25 protein-coding genes are annotated in these 25,155 nt (G+C 45.4%); 12 read left to right on the forward strand and 13 right to left on the reverse strand.

Translation table 11 applies throughout. The features are described 5' to 3' along the window. Window positions 1-92 precede the first annotated feature (92 nt). The 3 genes from MKY16_RS19410 to MKY16_RS19420 are packed head-to-tail and all read left to right on the forward strand — an operon-like array spanning window position 93 to window position 3,483. Complete coding sequence (locus MKY16_RS19410) at window positions 93-1,184, forward strand: glycosyltransferase (protein WP_318628029.1); 1,092 nt, start codon at window positions 93-95, stop codon at window positions 1,182-1,184. Between the two features lie 58 nt (window positions 1,185-1,242). Next, the gene (locus MKY16_RS19415) at window positions 1,243-2,337 is read left to right on the forward strand and encodes a tetratricopeptide repeat-containing glycosyltransferase (protein WP_340956696.1); all 1,095 of its coding nucleotides are present in this window, start codon (window positions 1,243-1,245) and stop codon (window positions 2,335-2,337) included. 51 nt (window positions 2,338-2,388) lie between these two features. Further along, complete coding sequence (locus tag MKY16_RS19420) at window positions 2,389-3,483, forward strand: glycosyltransferase family 4 protein (RefSeq protein WP_340886291.1); 1,095 nt, start codon at window positions 2,389-2,391, stop codon at window positions 3,481-3,483. A gap of 91 nt (window positions 3,484-3,574) precedes the next feature. Here MKY16_RS19420 and MKY16_RS19425 read toward each other — a convergent pair whose 3' ends face one another. The 4 genes from MKY16_RS19425 to MKY16_RS19440 are packed head-to-tail and all read right to left on the reverse strand — an operon-like array spanning window position 3,575 to window position 8,903. After that, window positions 3,575-5,428, reverse strand: a complete 1,854-nt coding sequence (locus tag MKY16_RS19425) for a beta-glucoside-specific PTS transporter subunit IIABC (RefSeq protein WP_069012668.1) — start codon at window positions 5,426-5,428, stop codon at window positions 3,575-3,577. Window positions 5,429-5,433: 5 nt separating this feature from the next. After that, window positions 5,434-6,543: an ethanolamine utilization protein EutH gene (gene eutH / locus MKY16_RS19430; RefSeq protein WP_340956697.1), complete on the reverse strand. Its 1,110-nt coding sequence runs from the start codon at window positions 6,541-6,543 to the stop codon at window positions 5,434-5,436. A gap of 11 nt (window positions 6,544-6,554) precedes the next feature. Beyond that, window positions 6,555-7,589, reverse strand: coding sequence for a Gfo/Idh/MocA family protein (locus MKY16_RS19435; protein ID WP_340956699.1), 1,035 nt, complete (start codon window positions 7,587-7,589; stop codon window positions 6,555-6,557). Window positions 7,590-7,622: 33 nt separating this feature from the next. Beyond that, entirely contained in the window at window positions 7,623-8,903 is a 1,281-nt protein-coding gene (locus MKY16_RS19440) for an apiosidase-like domain-containing protein (RefSeq protein WP_340956701.1), read from the reverse strand. 244 nt (window positions 8,904-9,147) lie between these two features. Here MKY16_RS19440 and MKY16_RS19445 point away from each other — a divergent pair, with 244 nt between their 5' ends. Both MKY16_RS19445 and MKY16_RS19450 read left to right on the forward strand, forming a co-directional pair. Then, the gene (locus MKY16_RS19445) at window positions 9,148-10,176 is read left to right on the forward strand and encodes a LacI family DNA-binding transcriptional regulator (RefSeq protein WP_069012656.1); all 1,029 of its coding nucleotides are present in this window, start codon (window positions 9,148-9,150) and stop codon (window positions 10,174-10,176) included. 57 nt (window positions 10,177-10,233) lie between these two features. Beyond that, on the forward strand, window positions 10,234-10,452 hold the full coding sequence (locus tag MKY16_RS19450) for a DUF5316 family protein (protein ID WP_318628028.1): 219 nt from the start codon (window positions 10,234-10,236) through the stop codon (window positions 10,450-10,452). Between the two features lie 62 nt (window positions 10,453-10,514). Here the strand turns inward: MKY16_RS19450 and MKY16_RS19455 are convergent, their stop codons facing one another. Together MKY16_RS19455 and MKY16_RS19460 are read right to left on the reverse strand one after the other, a co-directional pair. Beyond that, entirely contained in the window at window positions 10,515-11,420 is a 906-nt protein-coding gene (locus tag MKY16_RS19455; RefSeq protein ID WP_029518304.1) for an NAD(P)/FAD-dependent oxidoreductase, read from the reverse strand. Between the two features lie 114 nt (window positions 11,421-11,534). Next, window positions 11,535-11,933: an Rrf2 family transcriptional regulator gene (locus MKY16_RS19460; RefSeq protein ID WP_029518303.1), complete on the reverse strand. Its 399-nt coding sequence runs from the start codon at window positions 11,931-11,933 to the stop codon at window positions 11,535-11,537. Between the two features lie 159 nt (window positions 11,934-12,092). On the opposite strand from MKY16_RS19460, the gene MKY16_RS19465 reads away from it, so the two are divergent. The 5 genes from MKY16_RS19465 (at window position 12,093) to MKY16_RS19485 (ending at window position 17,687) form a co-directional block, all read left to right on the forward strand. Further along, complete coding sequence (locus tag MKY16_RS19465; RefSeq protein WP_081317619.1) at window positions 12,093-14,018, forward strand: BglG family transcription antiterminator; 1,926 nt, start codon at window positions 12,093-12,095, stop codon at window positions 14,016-14,018. 123 nt (window positions 14,019-14,141) lie between these two features. Further along, window positions 14,142-14,510, forward strand: coding sequence for a PTS lactose/cellobiose transporter subunit IIA (locus MKY16_RS19470; RefSeq protein WP_029518301.1), 369 nt, complete (start codon window positions 14,142-14,144; stop codon window positions 14,508-14,510). 18 nt (window positions 14,511-14,528) lie between these two features. Beyond that, window positions 14,529-15,824, forward strand: coding sequence for a PTS sugar transporter subunit IIC (locus MKY16_RS19475; RefSeq protein ID WP_029518300.1), 1,296 nt, complete (start codon window positions 14,529-14,531; stop codon window positions 15,822-15,824). Between the two features lie 70 nt (window positions 15,825-15,894). Continuing rightward, on the forward strand, window positions 15,895-17,331 hold the full coding sequence (locus MKY16_RS19480) for a glycoside hydrolase family 1 protein (RefSeq protein ID WP_340956708.1): 1,437 nt from the start codon (window positions 15,895-15,897) through the stop codon (window positions 17,329-17,331). A gap of 29 nt (window positions 17,332-17,360) precedes the next feature. After that, window positions 17,361-17,687: a PTS sugar transporter subunit IIB gene (locus MKY16_RS19485; protein ID WP_029518298.1), complete on the forward strand. Its 327-nt coding sequence runs from the start codon at window positions 17,361-17,363 to the stop codon at window positions 17,685-17,687. Between the two features lie 66 nt (window positions 17,688-17,753). Here MKY16_RS19485 and MKY16_RS19490 read toward each other — a convergent pair whose 3' ends face one another. The 3 genes from MKY16_RS19490 to MKY16_RS19500 form a co-directional block, all read right to left on the reverse strand. Next, window positions 17,754-18,686: an NAD-dependent epimerase/dehydratase family protein gene (locus MKY16_RS19490; protein ID WP_029518297.1), complete on the reverse strand. Its 933-nt coding sequence runs from the start codon at window positions 18,684-18,686 to the stop codon at window positions 17,754-17,756. A 131-nt stretch (window positions 18,687-18,817) separates the two neighbouring features. Further along, window positions 18,818-19,444, reverse strand: a complete 627-nt coding sequence (locus tag MKY16_RS19495) for a DUF1796 family putative cysteine peptidase (RefSeq protein ID WP_340886304.1) — start codon at window positions 19,442-19,444, stop codon at window positions 18,818-18,820. Further along, window positions 19,437-20,084, reverse strand: a complete 648-nt coding sequence (locus tag MKY16_RS19500; RefSeq protein ID WP_340956709.1) for a DUF1796 family putative cysteine peptidase — start codon at window positions 20,082-20,084, stop codon at window positions 19,437-19,439. Before MKY16_RS19500 ends, MKY16_RS19495 begins: the two co-directional genes overlap by 8 nt. 245 nt (window positions 20,085-20,329) lie before the next feature. Here MKY16_RS19500 and MKY16_RS19505 point away from each other — a divergent pair, with 245 nt between their 5' ends. After that, on the forward strand, window positions 20,330-20,677 hold the full coding sequence (locus MKY16_RS19505) for a hypothetical protein (RefSeq protein ID WP_029518294.1): 348 nt from the start codon (window positions 20,330-20,332) through the stop codon (window positions 20,675-20,677). Between the two features lie 25 nt (window positions 20,678-20,702). Continuing rightward, window positions 20,703-21,125, forward strand: a complete 423-nt coding sequence (locus MKY16_RS19510; RefSeq protein ID WP_029518293.1) for a hypothetical protein — start codon at window positions 20,703-20,705, stop codon at window positions 21,123-21,125. Between the two features lie 65 nt (window positions 21,126-21,190). Here the strand turns inward: MKY16_RS19510 and MKY16_RS19515 are convergent, their stop codons facing one another. Genes MKY16_RS19515 through MKY16_RS19530 form a run of 4 tightly spaced genes read right to left on the reverse strand, consistent with a single transcriptional unit; the run spans window position 21,191 to window position 25,117 of the window. Next, a complete protein-coding gene (locus MKY16_RS19515; RefSeq protein WP_165148594.1) occupies window positions 21,191-21,364 on the reverse strand; it encodes a hypothetical protein in 174 nt (57 codons plus the stop codon). A 31-nt stretch (window positions 21,365-21,395) separates the two neighbouring features. Continuing rightward, on the reverse strand, window positions 21,396-22,616 hold the full coding sequence (locus MKY16_RS19520; protein ID WP_029518292.1) for a glycosyltransferase family 4 protein: 1,221 nt from the start codon (window positions 22,614-22,616) through the stop codon (window positions 21,396-21,398). 33 nt (window positions 22,617-22,649) lie between these two features. Next, window positions 22,650-23,876 carry a sialidase family protein gene (locus MKY16_RS19525; protein WP_029518291.1) on the reverse strand — a complete coding sequence of 409 codons (1,227 nt, stop codon included), beginning with the start codon at window positions 23,874-23,876 and terminating at the stop codon, window positions 22,650-22,652. Next, a complete protein-coding gene (locus MKY16_RS19530) occupies window positions 23,876-25,117 on the reverse strand; it encodes a sialidase family protein (RefSeq protein ID WP_069012649.1) in 1,242 nt (413 codons plus the stop codon). The genes MKY16_RS19525 and MKY16_RS19530 overlap by 1 nt, the downstream gene beginning before the upstream one ends. Window positions 25,118-25,155 lie beyond the last annotated feature (38 nt).

Here is a 25,155-nt window from a genome sequence, read left to right on the forward strand (position 1 = left end):
TGCGGCAGGGCTTCTATAATCAGACCTCTTGATAAATAAAGCTTTATGTTCGACCTGAATCCTTAGAAGGTTCCCAAAGGAGTGGTACTCAATTGATCAGTATCAGCCTGTGCATGATCGTCAAAAATGATCAAAATACTATTGGCCGTTGCCTGGAATCGATCCATCCTATTATGGATGAAATCAACATCGTGGACACGGGTTCACAGGATCAGACCATTGACATATGTCGCAACTTTACAGATCGAATTTTTCCATTTGAATGGGTAGATCATTTTGCCCTTGCACGTAACTATTCGTTTGAACAAGCTACGCAGGAATACATTCTCTGGCTGGATGCCGATGATATTTTGAAGGAACAGGACGCCGTCAAGCTGCTTGAGCTGAAGCAAACCCTTGATTCCTCAGCCACACCAATCGTGGATTCCGTGTCTATGAATTATCACTATGCCTTTGATGATCATGGCAATGTCACCCTACATTTTCGTCGAAACCGCTTAGTTAGAAGGTCAGCCGGGTTCCGTTGGCACGGAGCCGTGCATGAGTACCTCGCCGTAAACGGGAATATTCAACATGCCGATATCGCCATAACTCACACTAGAACACACACGGTCTCTCCAGGACGAAACCTGCGAATCTATGAGAAATTGCTCGCCCAAGGTCATGCCTTCTCTCCTCGTGACCTCTACTATTACGCTAACGAGTTAAGAGACAATAAAAGATATGAGCAGGCTGTGCAGGTTTACCAGGATTTTCTGTATACTGGACAATGCTGGGCAGAGGACGCGATTAGTGCATGTAGCAAAATGGCTGATTGTCTACAACAGCTTGGCAAGCTGGAGCAAAGCATTACGGCGGCTCTCCATAGTTTGACCTTCGATACGCCCAGGGCTGATCTGTGCTGTCGGATGGGTCATTATTTTTTGCATAAAAATGAGATCTCCAAAGCTATTTACTGGTACGACATGGCTACCACTCTGAATCCTCCCGACACGATGGGCCCGGTACAAGACGCGTACCAAACGTGGTTTCCTCATATCCAGCTATGCATTTGCCATTTTCGGATGAAGGATTACACACGTGCGAATTGGCACAACGAGCAAGCTGCCATTTACATTCCCAACGACCCGTACGTCCTGCATAATCGACAGTTCTTCAGCCCAATCCTGAATCCTCCCCAATAAAAATGTCCCACACACTCACCCCTTAATCTTTAAGTAAGTCAAAGGAGGAGCAAGCGGAATGCAACAATCGAATCGGTACAAAATAGCTGTCTATGCCATTAGCAAAAATGAAGCCCGATTCGCCAAACGCTGGATGCACACCATGTGTGAAGCCGATGTTGTCATTGTAGCGGACACCGGCTCTACAGACGATACTGTTTCCCTGCTACACGAAGCGGGTGCAGAGGTGCATCGTATAGAGGTAACTCCTTGGCGTTTTGACAAAGCTCGCAATGAGTCCCTACGGCTGGTCCCTGATGATATAGATATTTGTGTCTGTACGGATCTGGACGAAGTCTGGGAGGAGGGTTGGCGGTCGCGGCTGGAACGCAACTGGAAGGAAGGAACTACCCGGATGCTATATGCCTTTACACATGGACAGCCTGGGCAAGATACCGTTTATACATGGTTCTGGAAAGAAAAAATACACACTCGTCACGGGTACCGCTGGGTACGCCCAGTTCACGAGGTGCTTGAATATATCGGAGAGGGTAAAGAACGCAACATCCGATCAGACCAGCTCCGCTTGTATCATGATCCCGATCCGCACAAGTCCCGCAGCCAATACCTTCCACTGCTGGAGCAGTCTGTGCGCGAGTTTCCCGAGGATGACCGCAACATGCATTACTTGGGGCGGGAATATATGTATCATGGCCGTTGGGACGAGTGCATTGCTACGCTGCAACAACATCTTGCCATGCCGCAGGCACGCTGGGCAGATGAACGCAGTGCTTCGATGCGCTTTATTTCTAGAGCCTATAAAGCAAGTGAACAATGGCAAGAGGCAACACGTTGGTTATACCGGGCTATTGCGGAAGCACCGTATTTACGTGAACCTTACACGGAAATGGCTCAGCTGGCCTATCATACGCGGAACTGGCCCGCCGTCTATCATATGGTTGAAGAAGCGCTGCAAATTTCTACACGACCGGATACGTACATGCAAGAGGATTTTTGCTGGGACGCCACGCTGTATGATCTTGGTGCCCTCGCTTGCTACGAGTTAGGCCTTTTACACAAAGCATGTGAATTTGCGAAAGAAGCAACAGAACGCTCCCCGGAAGATTCTCGCCTCAGTCATAATTATGCGCTAATTCAATCCAGGCTTCCATAGAAACCCACACCCCGTCCTGTTGGTTGAATAACTTGGTATTAAAGCTTGTGGTTGGCAAAGGAGGTTATTGAGATCAAAGTTCTATTTACTTTTTATATACCCAGCGGCGGCGTAGAAACCTTGAACCGCCAGCGTTGTAAAGCGCTCATTCAGGACGGGATCGAATGTCATCTTCTCTATTATCAGCAGGGTACAGGGATGCAAAACCTGCACGGCGATATTCCAGTGTTCACGACTTCCTCTGAAGAAGAAATTCGAAAGCTGGTGGAGACTCATCGCTACGATGCAATTATCGTCTCTTCGGACTACCCTATGCTCCCCAGATTGCGAATGTTGGGCTATCAGGGGATATTGATCTATGAATCGCAGGGCTTTGGCCCTCACGAAGAAGCGGCTTGGGTTGTTGCAGATGCAGTTCCGTATCTTCAAAATTACGCCGATGCAGTGCTCCTACCAGATACGACTCATTTAGTGAATCTTTTCTCCACCATGTGTCCATGGCTTAATCGCTATGTGTTTCCAAACGTGCTGGATACCCGCGTATTTAATTATGTACCTAACACTCCTCCAACTAATCCGGTTATTGCCTGGGTTGGACGGCTAGAGCCCAACAAGAACTGGAGGCATTTTGTCGATATTTCTTACTGGATGCTGCAAAACCGTGCGGATCTTCGAATCTGGATGTTTTATGATGAAACATTGTCACAGCCGGAGGATAAAATACAATTCGAAAAAATGCTTACTCAGCTTGGCATGTCCTCCATTATCGAGCGTTTTAAAAGCGTACCTCATGCCAATATGCCCCTGTATTACTCCATGATTGGCGACTCAGGCGGCTACTTGCTATCGACCTCATTGGTGGAGGGATTCGGCTATGCAGTTGCTGAGGCGATGGCCTGTCGTTGCCCGGTATTAAGCTCTGATTCAGACGGAGTACGAGCATTCATTGACCACAACGAAACCGGTAAATTTTATCAGCAGGGGGACATCTTGCAGGCGATACTGCAAGGACTAGACCTGATGAACAACGTACCTCAACGCGAATCTATCCGCAAGAAAGGACTGGCGCGAATCGTTAACCTGTTGGCACCGGATAAATATGTGCGTTCCTTCAGACAGATGATGAACACGCTAGGTGTGAGGTAATTAAAAAAAAAGCTGACGACAACCCTTTTTATATACGGGGCATCGTCAGCTTTATCTTGCCTTTTTTATTATTGAATATTGGAATTGGAATCTATCTAATCTTTAGTAAGCGGTCTCCTGCATGAATATCCTTGGAATCTTCAACTAAAATATCCGTGTACACGGCTGTATTGGTTACAATGACGGATGTGGTAATATCATATCCGTCATCCTCTATAGCTTTGGGATCGAATTCAACCAGCTTGTCCCCTTTTTGAATCGTATCTCCTTCAGACACAAAGGAAGTGAAATGTTTTCCCTTCAAGCTGACCGTATTAATTCCAATGTGAATGAGCAGTTCAACTCCATCCTCAGAGATCAGTCCAATCGCATGTTTTGTTTTGAAAACGGTAACAACAGTTCCGTTAAAAGGTGCGTAAGCTACTCCTTCTCGGGGGATAATTGCGGCTCCCTGACCCATCGCACCACTGGAGAAAGCTTCATCTTTCACTGTGGTTAAAGGAATCAATTGACCATGTAGAGGACTGAATATCGTTTTTTCTTCTTCTTTGTTTTCATCTGCAACCTTAATTTCAGACGCAGATTGTGCATTTTTATAACCGATAAGATAGGTCAGAATAAATGCGACTACAAAAGCTACAACCAAAGATATAATAAAGCCGATGAAGCCTGCATCCATGCCTTTTGGATTAATGAATAGAGGTATACCAAAAATACCACCTGAGGCAAATCCATATGCCGTTGAGCCGAGTAAGCCTGCTGCAGCTCCTCCTATACCTCCAGCAATCGAGGCTAAAATAAACGGTTTTTTGGTGGGGAGCGTAACCCCGTAAATAGCTGGTTCAGTAACCCCCATCAAACCCGCAATTGTGGCAGAAGTGGCGATGGGTTTTAATTTAGGGTCCCGTGATTTCAAAGCAATGGCAAAAGCTGCACCTGTTTGGGCAAACGTAGTACAGAACAACATACCGTTAATCGGATCAAACCCGTTCGTAACTACATTATTCAAGAGAATTGGAATAAACGCCCAATGGAGACCAAAGATAATAATAGCCTGCCAGAATCCGGCCAGAACGAGACCAGCTACAGCCGGACTTAACTGGTAAATCCACATAGAGCCTTTGGCTAACCCATCGCTGATAATAGTTGCGATCGGTCCGACAACCAGAAAAACAATCGGTGATATGATGACCAAGGTCAGAAAAGGAACAATGAACATTTTAATGGAAGCAGGTGCAAACTTGCTTATCATTTTTTCGACCTTAGCTGCCAAGAACGCCCCAATAATGATAGGTATAACAGAAGAAGTATAATTAATTAGAACGACAGGTATCGTCAAAAAGGACAGCGCCGTTTTATCCGTAAAGGCCGAAGTAATGGTCGGATACACCAAGGCGGCCCCCAAAACAGCGGACAGGTACGGGTTTCCTCCAAACTTTTTACCTGCTGAAAACCCTAGAATAACCGGAAAGAAATAAAACATAGCGTCCGCTGTCGCATATAAAATTTTATACGTGCCCATCTGATCCGTCATCCAGCCCAGGGATGTGCATAAGGCCAATAGTCCTTTTAGAATCCCCACAGCAGCGAGCACACCCACAACGGGCATGAACACACCTGAAATGACATCGACAAATCGACTGAATAGGCTCGCTTTTTCATTTTTTTGATCGTCTTCAACCATCTGATCTCCATGCTTTACTCCCATGGTGTCCAAAAGAGCTTCGTATACTTTGGGAACCTCATTCCCGATGACCACCTGAAATTGGCCACCACTTTCTACAACGGTAATGACACCGTCAATCTGCTTGATCTTTTCTTTATCTGGCAATTGATTATCCTTCAGTTTGAATCTCAATCGAGTGACACAGTGAATGACACTGTTCACATTTTCATTTCCGCCCACGGCTCTCAACACTTCTTTGGCTGTTTTTTTATGATCCATCATGTTCACTCCTTCTTGGATGCGCTTTCTATTTTTCTATTCGTAGTAGCTGGATGTGCAATAACTGCGACAATTACGGCACTGATCCCGCCTGTAAGTTTTCCCACGATCATGGCAATCACCATATTCTTGTCCATTCCAGCTACAAAGCCAAGATGTCCTCCGAGAACGAAAGATCCACTGACAGCAAAGGCAATACTGATCACTTTTCCTCTGGGCTCCATCTCTTTAACTAAAGTGAAGGTAGGAATATTATGAGCAAGACTAGCCACAAGACCCGCAGTAGCCGATGGATCTATGTTTAGCAAACGTCCTGCCCGTTGAAGCGGATTTTTAAATATTTTTGTAATCCAAGCAACCAACGGAAACGCACCAGCCAATACAATAGCAATCGTTCCAACCGTTTGCACACCGACAGACAACGGAGCCATATTGGGAATAATCACAAATCCAGTTAAGGTTTCGACCCCAATCGCTGCCAAACCGACAAGGGATAGAAGCCTAATGCCGTTACCAAACCACTTGAACCATCGGATCGTATACTCCGTAAATAGACGTAAACCCAGCATAATGATTATTGAAAGAAGCATGGGAATGATCAGATTTTTTAAAATCATAATCACGTCAAATCCGGCGATCATTCCCCCTATGAAACAGCCAACGGGAATGGTACTAATACCGATCAAGATACCTTTTGCAAAATATGGATGATCCCCTTTTTCCAAAATGCCGAGGGCAACCGGAATCGTAAATACGAGCGTTGGGCCAAACATGGTCCCTAGAAAAACCCATGAAAACACGCCCGCTTGCTGGCTGTGCGCCATTTCTGCCGCAAGTGCGTATCCCCCCATATCTACCGCCAATATCGTATTAGCAAAGGATGCCGGATCGGCACCCATTGCCACATATAACGGTGAAACAATGGGGATCAACCACGCGGCCAGTACAGGGGCCAAGGAAACAATCCCTATCATGACCAGAGCAAGAGAGCCCATGGTCATAAACCCATTGTTGAAGGCTTGTCCCAAACCCCAGCGATTTCCCAAACATTCATCCAATGCACCCAACACTAAAAAAAGAGCGATAACATACATCACAATATCGTTAATGGACATCCTGTTGCCTCTTAATACACATGAACTTTATGATTTTCTGCGCTGTCATAGATGTCGAATACAAGCTGAAGGGTCTTGATATTGTCGTGACCACTCGTTTGAAATTCTTTTCCCGTGTTGAGGCAATCTATAAAATGAGCCTGTAGCTTTTTATGGCTTTCCTCATAGTTTAATTCAGTCTTTTCAACCAATACTTTTTCGACTCCCTGATTATTAATGAGACATAATTTACCTGTGTTGTACAGTTTTAGGGTAGCCTCATCGCCTTCAATCACCAGTTGTTCTTTATGATCGGGAAGAACCTGTTCCGACAGCTGCCCATCCAGTTCCCTGCGAGTCGCCCAGCTCATGTCCATAAGACCGAAATAATGTTCATAACCTAACATGATAATGCCCGTGTCTTCTCCTTGTGTGTATGGACTGACCCGCTTGGTTTCCGCATACAAACGCCGAGGTTCACCGAATAAGAAACGCCAAGTATCCAGCCAATGAACTCCCATTTCATAAAACAAAAGCTTGGGCATATCTCTGAAAAATGGCTGCGGCAGCTCTTTTTCCGGAGCAAACCTCGGTGAATAAAAATCGGTATGCGTATAACGTATAACATTCATATTTCCAACGATATTCTCTGCCAGCAATTTTTTTATAATTTGAAAAGGTTCAAGCCAACGCCAATTTTCTGTCACCATAAGTCTGACTCCTGCTGCTTCAGCAATACTTACTATCTGCTCAGCTTCCTCAACAGAACGGGCAAAAGGTTTTTGGCACATAATATGTTTTCCGGCTGCGGCCGCCAGTCGAACCAGTTCCAGATGTGTCTCAGGAGGTGTAATGATGTCCACGACATCAATATCCGCTTCGCTTAGCATCTCCTCCAGGCTGGTATAACAATATTCAGTAGGTACATGGAATTGATCTGCTTTTTCAAAAAGTAAGCCTTTATTTCGATCACAAAATCCTTTGATTTCTGCATCCGAGATAAACTGCCATGCTTTGATATGTTTCTCCGACCAATATCCCGTTCCAATAACGCCGATTTTCCACATGTTGCTTCACTCCATCCACATTCTTCTCTGTTTTTATTTCGTTCCGATGATTACAACATCACTTTCAAAGCTGTGCATGTCTAGCACCGATTGATCCTTTTGGACGGACACGTCGGTTTGAGCAAACCGCTTCCCGGCTAAATCAATCGTTGTAAACTTGTATTCCTGCACGTTGATACTTAGTCGTACCTTTGTGTTAACCGGGACATACAACACAATGGTATTCTCGTTCCCCGCAGCTCTGATTTCCTCTGTCTTGTTTAAAACAATATCCAACGGCTTTACGCCAATCAGGTTGTACATTTCAAACAGATATTTAATAAAGGAATAATCCCATGCGCCCTCAAATTGCAATGCAGTTCTCCAATCATAGGGACTATCGAATCCTTCCCCTTCTACAATGCCGAATTTCTTTCCTTTCTTGTGCCAGCTCCAAATGCCATGCGCTCCGTAGGTAATGCCCGCACCCCCGCCTGCAAGGAGGCTTTGCCATGCCGCTTTTCTGGCATCCAGTGCTGTGTATCTGCCATACACATTGCGGCTGTAACTAATTTGTTCATAACATGGCTCTCCATTAATGACAGGCCGTATATCCGGCTTATAATAGAAATGTTGAGCAATCTCATGGGCTATATGTTGGAACTCGGAATTATGTCCTGATTGATACATATAGAATCCAAGACCCTGGTGTTTCTCAAAGGCTGGAGGAATTTCTCTCAATCTTCCTTGAATATGCAGCGTAGTTAAGCTTGCAGGGCTTAATTGTTGTACAATATCCAGTGCTTTTAAATAATAGGAATTGGCACGTTCGGTCGGAAAATCACTATCCCCGCTAATCAGAAAAATAGGATCAAATGGAGAAAAACGGTTTACCACGTACGTTACATAGGGTTCAACGCATTCAAACGGCATTTTATTACCTTTTTGGAACATCTCAGCCCATGTATCCGGCACATAGTTACACCACAACAGAACCAGTGCTGGAACAAATCCACGCTCTGTAGCCATCTTCAACATGATTTCTGCCCGGTCAAAATAAGCTTCGTTTAATGTATGGTAGTCGAAATCCCCATTTTCCATTAATGCAAACGGCTGTAGATTCAGATCCGATTCACTTGCGTCCCATTGTCGGAGTATGTTGATTTGCAACACATTGAAACCTTGCATCTTCCGATAGTCAAGATAATCGCTCCACTCCTCTATCGTCGCGTTGGTAAATACACTCCACACCGTATCTGCCAAATAAAAAAAAGGTTTTTCCTCTTTGGTAAAACTTCTTTGATTTTCAGCCATGTTTAAACTCAAATGAATCACCGTTCCTCTCTTGCTGTATGCGCAAAATTCTCTAAACAAAACTAAATAAAAAACTAAACTTATGTGTTTTTTACGTGAAATAAACTAAATTAGAGCGCTTTACACTTGAATATTAACATTATAAATTATAAAAGGTCAACAAATTTTTACTTTTAGTTATTTAGTTTAGTTTAGTTTATGAGCTAAACTTTCTTGCTGAGTAATGATATAATTTATGTAGTTTAGTTCAATAGGGGGTTCCACATTGAAAATTGATGATATTGCAAGGCTTGCAGGTGTTTCTAAATCTGCTGTTTCTCTTGCTTTTAATAACAAACCCGGAGTCAGTGAAGAAACCAAGGAGCACATTCTAAAAATAGCCCAAGAGCATGGATATAAACCACGCACCATGAAGACAAACAAGGAAGCCATTAAAAATCATCATGTGATTCGTTTTGTGGCCTGTAAAAATACAGACATCGTAACAGAGCACTATGATTCACTTCCATTTTTTAACGAATTAATTCATCATATTACCAATCAGGTGAGAGAACATGGAAACACCTTGATTTTTTCGTCTTTTGATAGCCATAGCCTCGAAGAAGAATTATCTGCTTTGGAAAAAGATCAGCCCTCTTCAGGCATACTTCTACTTGGCACCAATTTAACTTCCGAGATTATTCATTCCATACAATCCATTCATTCCAATATTGTTATTTTGGATACTTGCTTTGAACACGTCGATGCCAGTTTCGTATCTATTAATAACTATCTCGGTGGGTATCAGGCAGGCCAATATTTAATTCAGTCAGGACACAGAAAGATAGGATACGTACAATCCAGTACCAGAATTCTGAACTTTAAAAAACGAAAGGAAGGGTTTATGGCGGCTTTAGAGGAGCACAATCTTTCCATAGAAAATGGGCTTACATTTGATATGCATCCCATGCTTGTGATGTCACAGGACGCATTTAGAACAGCTATTCATGAATTGGACGAGCTACCTTCGGCCCTATTTTGCGAAAATGATTATATGGCGATCAGTGCCATTAAAACGTTTCAGGAAATGAACATTCGAGTGCCTGAACAAATTTCCATCATGGGCTTTGATAATATACATGAAGCGAAGGTCATTAGCCCGGAACTCACAACCATTCATGTGAAAAAGGATATTTTGGCCCGAACGGCTGTAAACTTGCTTATGGAGAGGCTTAACCATCATCAGGGGCATCATACTCAGGTTCTTGTGAATACAGAGGTTATTGAAAGAAGGTCTTGTTTAGTCACAGAATGACCTATGATATGGTGCACGAAATGGGGTAATAGAGAAGATAAGAATGGGGGGATCATCATGATATATGATTATTTATGGTGGGCAGGTGCCGCATGCATAATACTGGCTATTATATTAAGTGGAACAGGGGTCAGCGGTGACCGCATGCGGGCTAACTTTTATGTTGAACAGGCAGCTGATCCCGAGGGGAAAGATAGAAAAAACAGATGGAAATGGTCCTTTATTTTTATGATCATTGGTTTATTATTGCTTGCTCTCTCTATGATTTTAGAATAAAGCCGCCATATTGGCGGCCTTTTCTATTATCGGATTCCATATTGGACATTTCCAATTTCTCGTCATTCGTTGAAATCTTCCTCTGTCAAATCCATATTTACGCTCGCAGCAGTTCGACTGCCGTCGGCCGCGGCAAAAATCAACTGAGAAGGCATGAAGTACGATGAATCCCCAGCAGCATATACACCAGGTATGGAGGTTCTCCCCGCTTCATCCGTCTTGATCCCGCCCGACTCCGTTCTTTCACAGCCCAAATGTTCTCCAAACGGTGCACTTTGTACAAACTGGGGAGTCACGAAGCCGCCGATCCTCGGGACTTGAGTGCCATCCGTAAAGCGCACGTGCTCAAGCTTTCCATTGTGGCCGATGAACGCCGCAACAGGTTGCTCTATTACTACTATCCCCTTGGATTGAAGCCGTTCTTTTTGCTCGTCCGACAGGGATGCATGACCGTTCGTACAGACGATCAAATCCTTGCTCCAATTAAGGAGTAGTTTGGCTGTATGAAATATAGCCGCCGATTCAGAGACAAGGACAAGCGGTTGATCCCGCAGCTCCCAACCGTCGCAATAAGGGCAATTAAACAAACTTTTCCCGTATAACGGATAAAAACCTTCGATCTTGGGGAATATCTCCTTCACGCCCGTCGCTAATATCAATTTTCGCGCTTGAACGCGAAGGCCTGACGAATCAAACCCCTCAAATCCGGATACGTTTTTCATAATCGAAACAACCTCGGTTTGCAAATGATGAACAGACGGATAACGCAGCACTTCCTCATAAGCTACACGGCGGAACTCAGATGGCGTTACGCCATCTCTTGTAATAAAACCGTGCGACGCATGCGTAACCGCATTTCTGGGCCGATTATTATCAATCAAGGCCACACTTCTCCTTGCCCTGCCCAGCACGAGGGCTGCATTCAACCCAGCAGGCCCTCCGCCAATAATAGCGCAATCGTATAGCATAACACCCAACTCCTTTTAAAAGATATTAAAGACTCTTTATGTCTGCGATAGAACCAAAAAAACACCGTTTTACATAACTGGCAACCACCCTCTTTCTATATAAAATCGCTCACTTTACACTTGTGCTTGCTTTTGCGCCAAATCGACCAATTTCGTATTTTTTAGATGTCGTTCCATTTTCTCCTCTGCTTCCCTCATTACAGCTTGAATCAGGCACTCAGAACCGTGGACGAAATCACATTCAAACAAAGAATTCGTACCTTCAATGGCATGGATAATATCCAAAAAAGTAATATCATCTTTATGACGGGATAGGCGATAACCTCCATTGGCTCCAGAAACGGATTCGATCATTCCAGCCTTCACAAGCCTCGTCAAAATTTTTGAAAGATAAGTTGGTGAAACATTTTGGGATTCAGCCAGTTGCTGAACACCTACCGGCTTAACCGACGAATCAGTAACGAGCATGAGCATAGTGTGCAGAGCATAATTCGTTGCTTTTGTAAATTTCATAACTACACCTCAATCAAAGACTTATTGTATCTACTATATCGCCGAATCTGCGAGTGTGTCAAGATCATCTAGGATTCACGCTGTTGTCAACCCTTCTTTTGGTTACGCTCTAACCGTTGTATACTGTTCATCAGAAACAGCTAAGAGAGGGGGCTCGTTGTGCGTATTTTTGATATTCTTCGTATATTGGTTGCTGAACAGATGGTCAAAGGAGCACACTTGGCAAATGCATTGAAGGTATCTTCTCGAACGATACGAACGGATTTAAAGGAATTGGGTGCGCTGTTGTCAAAGCATGGAGCAGCAGTTAAACCCCTTAAAGGAACAGGCTACAAGTTAGAGATTCGGGACGAACAAGCATTTCATCATCTGCTGAAGCAATTAAAGGATGATGAAAATAATGGGCCCTATCCATTAGCGAGTTCTTCTGAAGCTAGAAATCGTTTTTTAATGAAAAAGCTATTGCTTACCAATGCATATGTCAAACTTGATGATTTAGCCGAGATCCTGTATGTTAGTCGATCCACTTTACAGAATGACCTCAAAGAACTGCGCAAGCTGCTGGCAACTTACGGACTATCTCTGGAGAATAAACCCTATCATGGTATTCGAGTCAAAGGGAATGAGGCCAAGCTGCGTTATTGCATTTCCGACTATATATTCAGTAGGACAGATGAAATAGGCGAGCAGCAGATGTCCCACCCTTCTCTGATCTCTAACGAAGAGATGGAATTCATAAGAGAAGTGATTCTGGATCGTATTGAGATCCATGATATTCAGTTATCGGACATTGCCCTGAACAATCTGGTCATTCATATTGCTATAGCATGTAAGCGAATTCGTGAAGAAAGGTATGTGTCGTATTATCCGCAAGAGATGAAAAAAATCGAAGCGCAAAAAGAGTTTAGGGTGGCGACTGAGATCGTATCCGCCTTGGAACAAAACATGAAGCCCTCCTTTCCACTTGTTGAAGTTGCGTACATTGCTGTTCACCTGTTGGGTGTAAGGACCGTCGTTAGTGCACGTATGGATGAAGTGGAGATTAAAAAGATCATTGATAAAGATATCTACGAACTGACTATCGAAATACTAGACCAAATTGATCAGCAGTTGAAGATGAACATTCAACACGATCAAGAATTGCTGATTGCATTTTGCCTTCACCTCAAACCAGTGATCAACCGTTATCAATACGGAATGAATTTGCGTAATCCTATGCTGGATGAAATCAAAGCCAATTACCCGCTTGCCTTTGAAGCAGGTATCATTGCTGCGGAGGTCATCAAGCAGCGGCTTCATATACACATCGAGGAAAATGAAATTGGATATTTAGCCATTCATATCGGAGTCGCGATGGAAAGAAAGAAAATGGAGGATGCACCCAAAAGATGTATGATCGTATGTGCTTCTGGACTCGGCAGTGCTAAGCTGCTGTATTATAAGCTTCAATCGGTCTTCGGTTCAAGGTTGGATATCGTGGGAACCACTGAACTTTATAAGCTGAAACAAATGCCGTTGGATACACTGGACTTTGTCATTAGCACGATCCCCATTTCAGAACCGCTTTCTATCCCTATGATCCATGTGAATACATTTTTGGGCAGTTCTGATATTACTAAAATTGAACAAGCCATTTCTGAGGTCAGACTTCCTGCTGTGCAGTATGTACGAAAAAAATTGGTCTTCCTTCAGCAGAAGTTTGAGAACAAACTCCAAGTGCTTGAATTTATAGCCGAAAAAATACACGAAGCAGATCTTGTAAAAGGCCCTCTACTGCAATCCGTGATAGAGCGTGAAGCCGTTTCCCCCACTTCATTTGGCAACTTGGTCGCGATCCCGCATCCGATGGAACCTTTCGCAGATTCCACATTTTGGGCCATCTGTACATTACAAAAAGCAATCGATTGGGATGGCAAGCCGGTACAGTTTATTTGTATGCTCTGTATACAGCGTACGAAATCAGAAGATTTACAGACTATGTATCATATCTTGCTTGAAATTTTAAATAATGAACAGCTCGTCCAGCAGCTTATTCGCTGCAAAACGTATACAGAATTCATAGAAGTGTTGCATAAAAATAGTTGAACATAAGGAGTATGAAGAACGATTGATTTCCGTTAAGAAGAGGAAATAATGTGTGTTATGTTGAAAGCGATTCCAAATTATAATAGCCATACGAACGAGATGATTGAAAGGAGAGAGGATCACGTGAATCATGATGAATCTACAGAGCACGACGTGAACATGGAGGACATGGATGATACAGAGATTGTATTCCAAATTATATTATACGCAGGGAATGCACGCAGCTCCGCCATGGAGGCGATTGAGCTTGCAAAGGCGGGGAAATTTCGTGAAGCCAAAGAAGAATTAGCCTCAGCAAAAAAAGAACTGGTGTCCTCCCACAAGATTCAAACCAGAATCATCCGTAAGGAAGCAGCGGGTGAAAAAACAGAGATGTCTGTCATGATGGTACATGCTCAAGATCATTTGATGAATGCACTCACCATTCGCGATATGGCCTCAGAGTTTGTAGACCTGTATGAACGCATGGATCAATTCGTACCGAAATCGTAGAGGGAGGGACGCTATCCCATGGCATTCAAAGACAAACTGGTTGACGGCCTCACATCGGTAGCAAATGCAATCAACAATTTTAAATATATTATAGCGATCAAATCAGCTTTTATCACATTGATGCCCGTTATTATTGTCGGGGCCTTTGCTGTACTGATTTCCAATATGGTCATGGACCCAGTCAATGGTTTGGCCCATTTTAGGCCATTCTCATTCCTGGCTGAGTACAAACCGATTTTCTCAGGCATTAACTATGCCAGCTTGAATATCCTTACCATTCTGGCTGTTTTCATGATTGGTCTGGAGCTAGGAAAAATTAATGGTGAGAAAAATCTTTTCCCCGGTTTGCTTGCTTTAATCTGTTTTATCTCTGTGACACCAACCACGATAGAGTTGATGGTTAACGGTGACATGCAAAAAGTAACAGACGTCATAGCCCGTCAATTTACGGATACCAAGAGCTTGTTTTTAGGGATTTTCATAAGCATCCTGTCCGTCGAGCTATACAGCAAACTGGGTAAGTCCGACAAGCTAAAAATCAAAATGCCTGAAAGTGTTCCCAGCAATGTGGCCGTTTCATTCTCCGCACTCATTCCTACCATTATTACGGTGACTGTCTTCTCCATGTTTGGATTCTTTTTTCATAAGTTTACGGGACTCTATCTGTACGATGCTGTCTATAATGTGGTGCAAAAACCTCTGGAGGCCGTAGTACAGGGACTGCCAGGTATACTGGTGCTGATGCTGGTTGCGCAAATCTTCTGGGTGATCGGTATTCACGGAAACCAAATGGTAAAGCCCATTCGTGAACCCCTGCTGCTTGGCGCGATTACTGTCAACATGACTGCTTATGAGCAAGGACTGCCCATTCCGAACATTATTACGATGCCTTTCTGGGACGTATATATGAGTATCGGTGGTTCAGGGATTACGCTAGCCCTCTTGATTTGTATTATGATCGCTTCCAAGCGTGAAGATATGAAGGAAATAACAAAGCTTTCGCTCGGCCCAGGTCTGTTTAATATTAATGAGCCTGTCATTTTCGGACTTCCGATTATGTTGAATCCATTGATGGCTATCCCTTTCATTATTACTCCGCTCATCACAGGAACGATTGGTTACTTCTCGACGTTGCTTGGATTTGCAGGTAAAGCCGTCGTCATGGTTCCATGGACTACTCCGCCTATTATTAATGCCTACCTGTCTACAGGTGGAAGCATTGGAGCCGTCGTCACTCAGATCGTTTGCATTGTGGTAGCGATTATCATTTATTTCCCGTTCGTCAAAATTGCCAACAAGCGAACGACTGAATAATGCGCTACTATAGAAATACACTAATTAATTGAAAACGCATTCTTTATACAATGAAAAGGAGAAACATGTCATGGCTAAACATACGATACAAATTCCATCGAATTTCATCATGGGTGCAGCGGCTTCCGCCTGGCAGACAGAGGGATGGAGCGGTAAAAAAGAAGGCCAGGACTCATTCCTGGACCAATGGTACAAAAATGACCGCTATGTCTGGCACAATGGATATGGACCCGCGGTTGCAACCGACTTTTATAATCGCTATACCGAAGATATTGCGCTGATGAAGCAGATTGGCTTAACCCATTATCGTACTTCTATTAATTGGTCCCGCTTCTTAACGGATTATGAGAATGTAGTGGTGGATGAAACGTATGCGGATTATATGGGCCGGGTCATTGATGAGCTGATTGCAAGCGGAGTCGAGCCGATGATTTGTCTGGAACACTATGAGGTCCCTGCCTACCTGCTGGATAAATATGAAGGCTGGTCTTCCAAGCATGTAGTGGAGTTATTTGTAAAATATGCGGAAAAAGTGTTTGAACGGTACGGCGATCGGGTCAAGCACTGGTTTACGTTTAATGAGCCCATTGTTGTACAGACTCGTGTCTATCTAGATGCCCTTCGCTATCCCTATGAACAAAATACGCGGAAGTGGATGCAATGGAACTATAATAAAACGCTGGCAACCGCAAAGTGCGTACAGCTTTTCAAAGCAAAAAACTATAGTCAGCACGGGGCTAAAATAGGCGTTATTCTGAATCCTGAAGTCACTTATGCCCGATCAAGCGCCCCTCATGACCAGTATGCGGCACATGTGTATGATTTATTTTACAATCGAGTATTTCTGGACCCGCTTATTAAAGGCGAATACCCACAAGAATTGTTCGATCTCATGGGCAAGCATGATATTGCATTTGAAGCTACAACGGAAGATCTGGCCGTGATTAAGGAAAATACCGTTAACTACGTCGGAATCAATCTCTATTATCCCCATCGGGTCAAAGCGCAGAGTAAAGCGTGGAACGAAAACACCCCCTTCCACCCCTCTTACTACTATGAGCATTTTGATCTTCCGGGTAAAAGAATGAACAAGTCACGGGGCTGGGAGATTTATCCTAAAATCATTTACGATATGGGAATGCGCATTAAGAACGAATATCACAATATCGAGTGGTTTGTCGCAGAAAATGGTATGGGTATTGAGAATGAAGCTGCTTTCAAAAATGAGGAACACATCATTCAGGACGACTATCGTATTGACTTTATAACAGAGCATTTGTACTACACATTACAAGCTGTAGAAGCGGGCTCCAACTGTACAGGTTATATGCTGTGGGCCTTTACAGACAACGTTTCTCCCATGAATGCTTTTAAAAATCGCTATGGACTGGTAGAAATTAACCTGGACAATGATCGAAGTCGACATTTGAAGAAATCCGGCTACTGGTATCAGGCCGCGATCAAAGAACGCTCATTTATTGCTGATCTGGATGAAGAGTACAAGTAGTTAAAAATGAATTCTGGAGGCGCTCAAATATGAAAAAAATTATTTTGGCATGTGCTGCGGGTATGTCCACATCCATTTTGGTTTCTAAAATGAAAAAAGAAGCAGCAGCAAGATCCATAGAGCTGAACATCGAAGCCATCCCCGAAAGCACCATCAAGGAAGAGCTGGAAGGCATTACAGATTCCGTGATTGCTATTTTGCTCGGACCTCAAGTGCGGATGCGTAAAAAGGCAGTCACCGAAATTGCAGCTCCCTATGGTATCCCAGTAGATGTCATTGACACGTTGGCTTATGGTAGAGGGAACGGTGCAGCTATCCTAGATCAAGCCTTTAAGCTGGCTGGCGAGAACATCTAATTGCTATTCAAATGAAAAAGAGGCTGAGAATTCCCTCAGTCTCTTTCTTGAGTTGCGCGCTCTTTATCACGACATATCTTCTTTGCCTGAGCCCATACTACTCACATACGTTTCCTGTAAACCGGCAGAAATGCCGTATAGCGGTTCCCAACGAAGCCAATGTCTGGCGACTGCGTTACTAAGACAGCTATGGTGAATGTCTCCAGCTCGCGCTGGTGAATACACAGGGCGGACAGACGAACCATGCAGCTTCAGTAAATCGTAGGCCAGTCGATTGATGGACGTCGTTCGTCCCGTACTTACATGTACTGTGCGTTGATCCGCTGCATGAATAGCCGCCATATTCGCTCGAACTACATCCTTGACGTACACAAAGTCACGAGTTTGCGTCCCATCGCCGTGAATGAGCAAGGGGCTTCCTTTTTTCAGCCGCTCCATAAAAAGAGCGACAACACCACCCTCTCCCTTCGAAGCCTGACCGGGACCGTACACATTTCCATAACGCAAAATCGTGTAGTTCATACCGTACAGCCGATAAAAAAGTCGAATATACGATTCTGCGGTCAGCTTGGACAGTCCGTAGCCTGAAATCGGCTCCACGGGATCGTCTTCCTGTATACATTGCTTTTGCAGCTCTCCGTATACGCCAGATGTGGAAGCAAATATGAATTTTGACACACCAGCTTCATGACAAGCCTGCAACAAATGAATCGTCCCCAGCACGTTCACATCCGCGTCCTCATCGGGTTGATGGATGGATTGCTGCACATCAGCCTGTGCGGCCAAGTGAAACACAATATCCGGGCTTTCCCGAATCAGCAACGTCCTAGCTTCAGAGCTGCGAATATCCGCAATATGCATGACCGCGCGCGGGTCCACATTTGCCATATTTCCGGTCGTCAGATTATCCAGCACATGTACTCTGATGTCCGAATCAGCAAGCGCACGTACCAGCTGAGAACCAATAAATCCAGCTCCCCCGGTGACCAAAGCCTTCACTAGCTCACCCTCCTTTTGAACCGAAGCATATGACTTCCCTTCGCATCATGTTATGCGACTCCCTATAGCTTGGCGCAGGCACACGCACAGTCCGAAGACAATCTATAATGTGCCTGTGGAATCTCAGCACCTCAGACGTGCAGTCTCACATTTTCCAGCATATAACGCCACATCCCATCCTGACCGTTCCATATATCCTCAGGCGGCAGCTCCACTGAAACCAGCCGCTCCAATCCCCAATCCAACTCCGTCACACCATCAGTCCCTGTATAATCCACGTATAACAAGCGAAAATCATGTGTAATCCTCTGTAATAACACATCATGTAGTTCCACCGCTTGCTCCCGATTGCCTCCAAGACGAACTAGTAGCAGACGGGACGCAAGCGTGAATTGATCCAGTAGACGTGCGATGCGGCGATCAAGCGTCGTTTTGAATGCAGGGTAGGAAGTCAGCTGCTCCGATGTATTTTGGCTAACCGGAAAATGGTGTGCCGCTATAATCTCATAGTTTGCATCCTCGACCATGAAGTTATGTTCGCCGTAATCATGTCCCGTGACACGTAGACTGTCAACATCCATAAAATCGGCAAAACGGGCGTCCAGCAAGCGACTGATCTGTGACAAGTTACCGGAAATCATCCAGTCCAGCGGACCCGCATAGGGACGCAGTCCGTTTTTATCCAGCTGAATGGAAGGCAAGCAATGTCCACCCAGACTGAATACAGCATCATAATCCCCCTGCAACCGCTCAAGCACGACGCCCTCCCCTTTCCGAAGACAAGGTCATCCCTTTAAAAAGAGTACGCCAATGCGGATCACTCTTGTAATTCCATACATCGGCAAAAGGGATTTCCACCGCGCATACATGCGGAAGCTGCCAATCCACCTCCGTCAACTCCGTTACGCCGGAACAATTCACTACCAACAAACGAAATTCATTCGCTACCATGCCTGACAAAATACGTTCCAGTTTCTCTACTTCTTCATAGGTTCCCAGCATACGGACGAACAAGCTGCGCTTCGCCATCTGTGTTTTTGCAAAAAAACGTTCAATACGACGGTCTATCTTTTCCTTGAACTCGGGATAGGTCACCAGATCTGAGGACGTATTGCGCTCCTGCGGAAAATCATGTACCGAGATCACATTATAAGCGATATCTCTGACCATATAATTCAGTTGGCTCGTACCAACGACACTTAAATTGGGCAAATCCATAAATCCGGCAAACCGACTTTCAAGCAAGCGGTTCACATCGGACAGCGTGTCAGACATCATCCAATCCAGTACCCCGGCAAACGGCCGCAAACGGTTCTTTTCCAATTGAATGGCAGGTGTACAGTTTTGCCCCAGACTGAAGACCGCTTCATATTCCCCTGCCAGCTGTGCGAGTCTCATAGCCGTGCCTCCTTTTTTAATACGACCCTTCTCTCAGTTCCTACTCTATCCTTCTTCTGTAGTCGAAAAAGGGACTTCAGGCCGTAGTTTGTTCCACTCTACATTACATGCACAGCACGGCGAAAAGGGTTGGACACCGATGCGCTTTTTGTCAAAGAGGCGTACAACTATCCAGTCCAATCCCGGTTATTTTTCATATCATATTAAGGCTGGTAACCTAACGGAATTCAAGGAGGCATCATCATATGTCCGTGTTTCTTTTAACCATCGATCACCATCTCGCTTACCACAGCGCCCATATACAAAGCTGCCATGTGACCTTTTTCAATCGTGAAAAGAGGGCCGTCGATGTGTTGCTGGAAATGGGGAATGACAGTGGCGTTTTTAGGCGGCAACTTCTTCGACTGGGCCCTTCTCCCGAAGCTGACTCCGTGCTAGAACTCAAGGATATGGAGGCAGCCCAAAATCCGTTTTATCTGCGAGTGATCACGAATATTTACAATCCAGAAACGCTGTTTATCCTGGCTGAATTTTTGGAAAACGGGAACGTTGTCGCTAAGCGTACAGCCAGTCATTTTACCGTGACACCCTAATGAACGGGCAGAGGAGGAAGAAGGTATGTTGAAATATTCAGTTCAAAACAAAGCTGAGCCAGGCACATATGCACTGCCTTTTCAGGTTACCGATCAGGAGAGCGTGCTCTCTACATTGATCATTCCTGCAAGTGAAGCTGAAGGACGTATTGTCATTGAAGTCTCTTTGGCATGGGAAAATCCGCTGCTCAACTGGGATATCGGGGAGCTGGATATTCGATTGCGTCGCAACGATGAGCGGGGACCTATGCTGGACTGGTTGCAGGATTCCTGTTATCAGGAGGGATTTGCCGAGTTAATCTATGAGGAAACGGGAACACAGGGAGAGCCTTATGTATACTGCCTGACCGTACAATCAGCCGACCGCCGTGCTGTTGTTACAGGACCACTCATGGTTCGAGGCTCTGTGTATGTAGATTCGATGGACGAAAACCCGGATGGACAATGAGCTGAAATAACTAAAGGCAGGTGGGAGTTTTAAGCCCAACCTGCCTTTTTATAGGGTCTGTATTCTCATGGCGCGGATTGCTTCAGACATTCTAAAATGTCAGCGTCCGGCAGCGTATAATCTTCTGGCAACGAAGTGTTAATTCGGTTCCATATTGCGTAATCGACCTTCAAATCCGGGTGTGACTGCTGGATTTCAAAAATACGGTTGTACAAGTCTCCAACGACAGGAAAAGTCATGCTCTCCCTCCTAACTATTGAATCAACGTATTCAACGTACTTGATTCAGCGCTTGCCCATAAATATTCACGAGTCGTTCAATCATAACATCCAGAGACCAATGCGCGATCCCCCATGCTTTGGCACGATTTCCCATGACTATCCGCACTTCATCCTGTGCCAGCAAATGCTGCAAATGAGCTGCCAGTGCCTCCACATCGCCAACCGGGGAGACTAGTCCGGTGTGTTCATGCTTCACCATTTCCGGCAGTCCGCCTGCATCCGATACCACTGCCGGAAGCCCCATAATCTGCGCCTCCATGACCGAAAACGGCTGATTGTCCTGTATGCTTGGATGAACAAAAAGGTCCGCCAGTTGTAAAAGAGCAGGTACATCTTCACGATGCCCCAGAAAAACCACGTCTTCTTCCAGCCCTAGCTCCTTCGCCTGTGTTTGAAGCTCTTCCCTTTTATCTCCCTCCCCGACAATCCAGCAAACCCAATCCGTACGACTTGCTTTCAGCAAGCCAAGAGCGCTCATTAAATAATGCAGCCCTTTGATATAGACCAGCCGTGAAGGACAAATGATAACTTTTTTCCCCTCAGGTCGTATCATGTCTGTTCCCCGGGCGTGGACTTCCCAGAAGTACTCGGTATCCAATCCGTATTGGAAAGTAGCAATCTGCTGCTCAGGCACTTCGAACTCACGCACAAGCGTCTGTTTCATCCATTCTGTAGACGTAATGGTAATATCCGCGGATAGAGCGCCATAGTGCTCTAGCGCCCAATAATACTTCCACATCAGCGTCTCACGGTAACCCTCCTCATGATCCCGCTCCAAAGCCATCATAACTTCACGAGCCAGCGAGCCATGAATATTCGCTACCAACGCGCTATCTTTGCGTTTGACCCGACTTAGCGCACGCGTCGCAATGACATCTTGCGTGTGAATCACATCATACTGCTCGACCCCGAAATACGCCGCTGCCAGCTCCATACAGTATCGATCCTTTTCCACCGTCTGCACCCATGAATCCAAATGTAATACAGGGACAGCCGATTCATTCAGCTTCGTATCCAGCAGGGGCAGCAGTTGATCCTTCAGTAGCTCCCTATCTTCAAAAACAATATGGTATTTAGGTGTATCCGGTCCGTTCCCCATCAAGTCTACCGTGTGGCCCAGTAGCTCCAGTCTCCGTTTAATTTGCATCATAAAGGGCCATACGCCACCCAAATGAGGAATCGGCCAGTACGTAGCCAACAAAATTTTCAAAACAGCCTCACCTCCTCTGTCTCGTACGCTGAGCTACATTCCGTTGCTTCCGTAAATTTGCTGGAAACCCGATAACGCATCTGTCCAGACCGCAAAAAAACCATTATTCGGCACGATCGTTACATCAATAAAATTACCGATTGTAACGACTGGAACCGGACTAATCCCGTTAGGATTAAAGGAGCTGTCTGTTATTCTGAGGTTCGTAAATGTATTCCCTCCGTCTGTTGATTCGGCCACAAATACGTCTAATAAAGAGGTCGTTATTTGATTGGTATAATATACGATCTTAATCACGCCGGTCACAGGCGAAACATCAATGGCCGGGAAAAAATGCTGTGCTCCTGCACTGGTCCCTGTCACCGATTGCGGCGCAGTCCAGCTTAATCCACCATCCACCGACCGGGCGAGCAGTACATCAGCATACCCTGCCCGATTATCCTGCCAGACCGCATAAAGTGTTCCCTGATTCGGGCTCGTAGAGCGATCCACGGCAATGTTAGCTGCCGGCAGCACATTGAAACCAAAGCCGGCCACGGGCAACGGACTCGGAACCGGGACCACAGAAGATACAGGTAGCGAGGAACTAAATGCTGTCCCTCCATTGAAGGACACAATGACCTGATATTGGTTAACCGGATTCGTGACAATGTACCCGACATAAATCACCCCTGTAATGCTCACAGTGATTTCCCCCCGCGTAATCTGATTGGAGCCAGCGGTGAGCACCACGGGTGTCCCCCATGTGATCCCTCCATCCTGCGAACGTTGGAAGAACATGACTGATCCGCCGAAAAAGTCAGGATTGTACTGATGCGTATAACATAAATAGATATTTCCGGTATAGGAGCTGACCTGAGAAGTATCGAATTTCACGCTGACCTCAACATTATTGACAAATGTCCCATACCCTCGCTGGGCAATCACAGGCGGATCAAATGTATTACCGTTGTCTCTCGACACATAAGTGGCGATGGTACCGCTCAAACCGTCTGCGGTAAATACGTGACAGGCTATGACAAACAAGTTGGGAAAACCGTAGCTGACGCTATGGGATTCCGCCCCTACATAGCCGGCTGGTAGCGGTAAAATCTGCTGTGTGAAAGAGGCACCGCCGTTACCTGAACGGTATACCGCCGTCAACGGCGGCCCTGTCGTAAAATCGATAGCCGCAGACACAATGGTACCGTCGAGCAGGTTGAAAGCTACACTCGGCTCCTGGGCCAGCCTTCCGTTAGGCGTAAGCTGTACGTTCGGCATCAGGCTCCACCCCCCGGTACACCCGCAAATATCGTCAAACTGCCTGTGCGCGTATCTGTCCAGACGGTAATATAGCTGTTCGGCGGTACAATGGCGACATCAATATAATCACCGATCAGCTCTGATTCGCCTCCACCGACATTCGGGTTAAAGGAGGTCGTCGTGAGACGACTGTTCGTAAAGGTGTTACCTCCATCGGACGACTCTGCGGCGAACACATCCAGATTAAAGCCGTCCACGCGATTGGTATAGTACACGACAACGACCAGTCCCGTCTTGGGCGACACTGAAATTGCAGGGAAAAAATTTTGCGAGCCGGGCGGGCTGTCTGTCACAATGACCGGAGCACTCCAGGTACCGCCAAAATCGCTTGATTTGGACAACAAAATATTGCTGTATCCCTGACCAAAGTCCTGCCACACGGCATATAGCGTATTTGTTGTGGAAGGCACACCCGAGCAGTCCGCGGCCAAGCTGGGGAAATTCAATATCCGAAAGTCATAACCAGGAACGGGCAAAGGATTGGGCACAAGCGTTATATTGGATACGAGAATATCCCCGCTGAAGGTTGCCCCGCCATCAAAGGAGCGTCGGATAAAAAAAGCTGGTGTTTGCGGTCCCGTACGAATCCAACTGACATATACGCTTCCATATTTGTCGACCGCAGGCTCAGGCCGCTCCGTTGAGGATTGGATATTGGAGAGCATTAACGGTCGGTCCCAAGTTAGTCCTCCATCGGTGGAACGCTGGTAGAAGGCCGCAGATTGAGCATTAAAATCCACATTATATTGGCGGTTATACGTGACATAGACGTGCCCGAGATAGGGACTTGCCCCCGCATTATCCGTCGTAATATTAGTCCAGTCATTATTAATGTAATCTCCATAGCCCGGGTTAATGACCACTGGAGGATCAAAGGTGGCTCCATCGTCCGTAGAACGGTAGATCACGACAGCCCCGTTTTCATTGCCCGGAAATACATGCGCGGATACGATAAAAATATTGGGGAACAGATAGGCTACCATTCCTGCCTCGGCTCCTGTATATCCCGGTGGAATTGGCAGTAAAGTATCCGTCCAGTTCGCTCCGGCATCCAATGAGCGATACAGTCCAATCAAGGGAGGCCCACTGCTAAAATCAACAGCTACAGCTATAACAATATTCGGATTCAGTAAATTAACAGCAACACTAGGCTCAAATTTGGGCAGGCCGCTGGGTGTCACCTGAAAATTCAAAGGCATCGCGAGCATTCCCTTCATTATATAAATAGATACGCCTG

Origin of the sequence: Paenibacillus sp. FSL L8-0641 (assembly GCF_038006265.1) — a bacterium.
GTDB classification, from domain to species: domain Bacteria; phylum Bacillota; class Bacilli; order Paenibacillales; family Paenibacillaceae; genus Paenibacillus; species Paenibacillus polymyxa_D.

Excerpts from the sequence above, each read along its gene's own strand:
- MKY16_RS19415 (WP_340956696.1), top strand. The coding sequence starts at position 1,243 with ATGCAACAATCGAATCGGTACAAAATAGCTGTCTATGCCATTAGCAAA.
- MKY16_RS19425 (WP_069012668.1), bottom strand. The coding sequence starts at position 5,428 with ATGGATCATAAAAAAACAGCCAAAGAAGTGTTGAGAGCCGTGGGCGGA.
- eutH (WP_340956697.1), bottom strand. The coding sequence starts at position 6,543 with ATGTCCATTAACGATATTGTGATGTATGTTATCGCTCTTTTTTTAGTG.
- MKY16_RS19435 (WP_340956699.1), bottom strand. The coding sequence starts at position 7,589 with ATGTGGAAAATCGGCGTTATTGGAACGGGATATTGGTCGGAGAAACAT.
- MKY16_RS19450 (WP_318628028.1), top strand. The coding sequence starts at position 10,234 with ATGATATATGATTATTTATGGTGGGCAGGTGCCGCATGCATAATACTG.
- MKY16_RS19455 (WP_029518304.1), bottom strand. The coding sequence starts at position 11,420 with ATGCTATACGATTGCGCTATTATTGGCGGAGGGCCTGCTGGGTTGAAT.
- MKY16_RS19460 (WP_029518303.1), bottom strand. The coding sequence starts at position 11,933 with ATGAAATTTACAAAAGCAACGAATTATGCTCTGCACACTATGCTCATG.
- MKY16_RS19475 (WP_029518300.1), top strand. The coding sequence starts at position 14,529 with ATGGCATTCAAAGACAAACTGGTTGACGGCCTCACATCGGTAGCAAAT.
- MKY16_RS19480 (WP_340956708.1), top strand. The coding sequence starts at position 15,895 with ATGGCTAAACATACGATACAAATTCCATCGAATTTCATCATGGGTGCA.
- MKY16_RS19485 (WP_029518298.1), top strand. The coding sequence starts at position 17,361 with ATGAAAAAAATTATTTTGGCATGTGCTGCGGGTATGTCCACATCCATT.
- MKY16_RS19500 (WP_340956709.1), bottom strand. The coding sequence starts at position 20,084 with ATGAGACTCGCACAGCTGGCAGGGGAATATGAAGCGGTCTTCAGTCTG.
- MKY16_RS19505 (WP_029518294.1), top strand. The coding sequence starts at position 20,330 with ATGTCCGTGTTTCTTTTAACCATCGATCACCATCTCGCTTACCACAGC.
- MKY16_RS19510 (WP_029518293.1), top strand. The coding sequence starts at position 20,703 with ATGTTGAAATATTCAGTTCAAAACAAAGCTGAGCCAGGCACATATGCA.
- MKY16_RS19515 (WP_165148594.1), bottom strand. The coding sequence starts at position 21,364 with ATGACTTTTCCTGTCGTTGGAGACTTGTACAACCGTATTTTTGAAATC.
- MKY16_RS19525 (WP_029518291.1), bottom strand. The coding sequence starts at position 23,876 with ATGCCGAACGTACAGCTTACGCCTAACGGAAGGCTGGCCCAGGAGCCG.
- MKY16_RS19530 (WP_069012649.1), bottom strand. The coding sequence starts at position 25,117 with ATGCCTTTGAATTTTCAGGTGACACCCAGCGGCCTGCCCAAATTTGAG.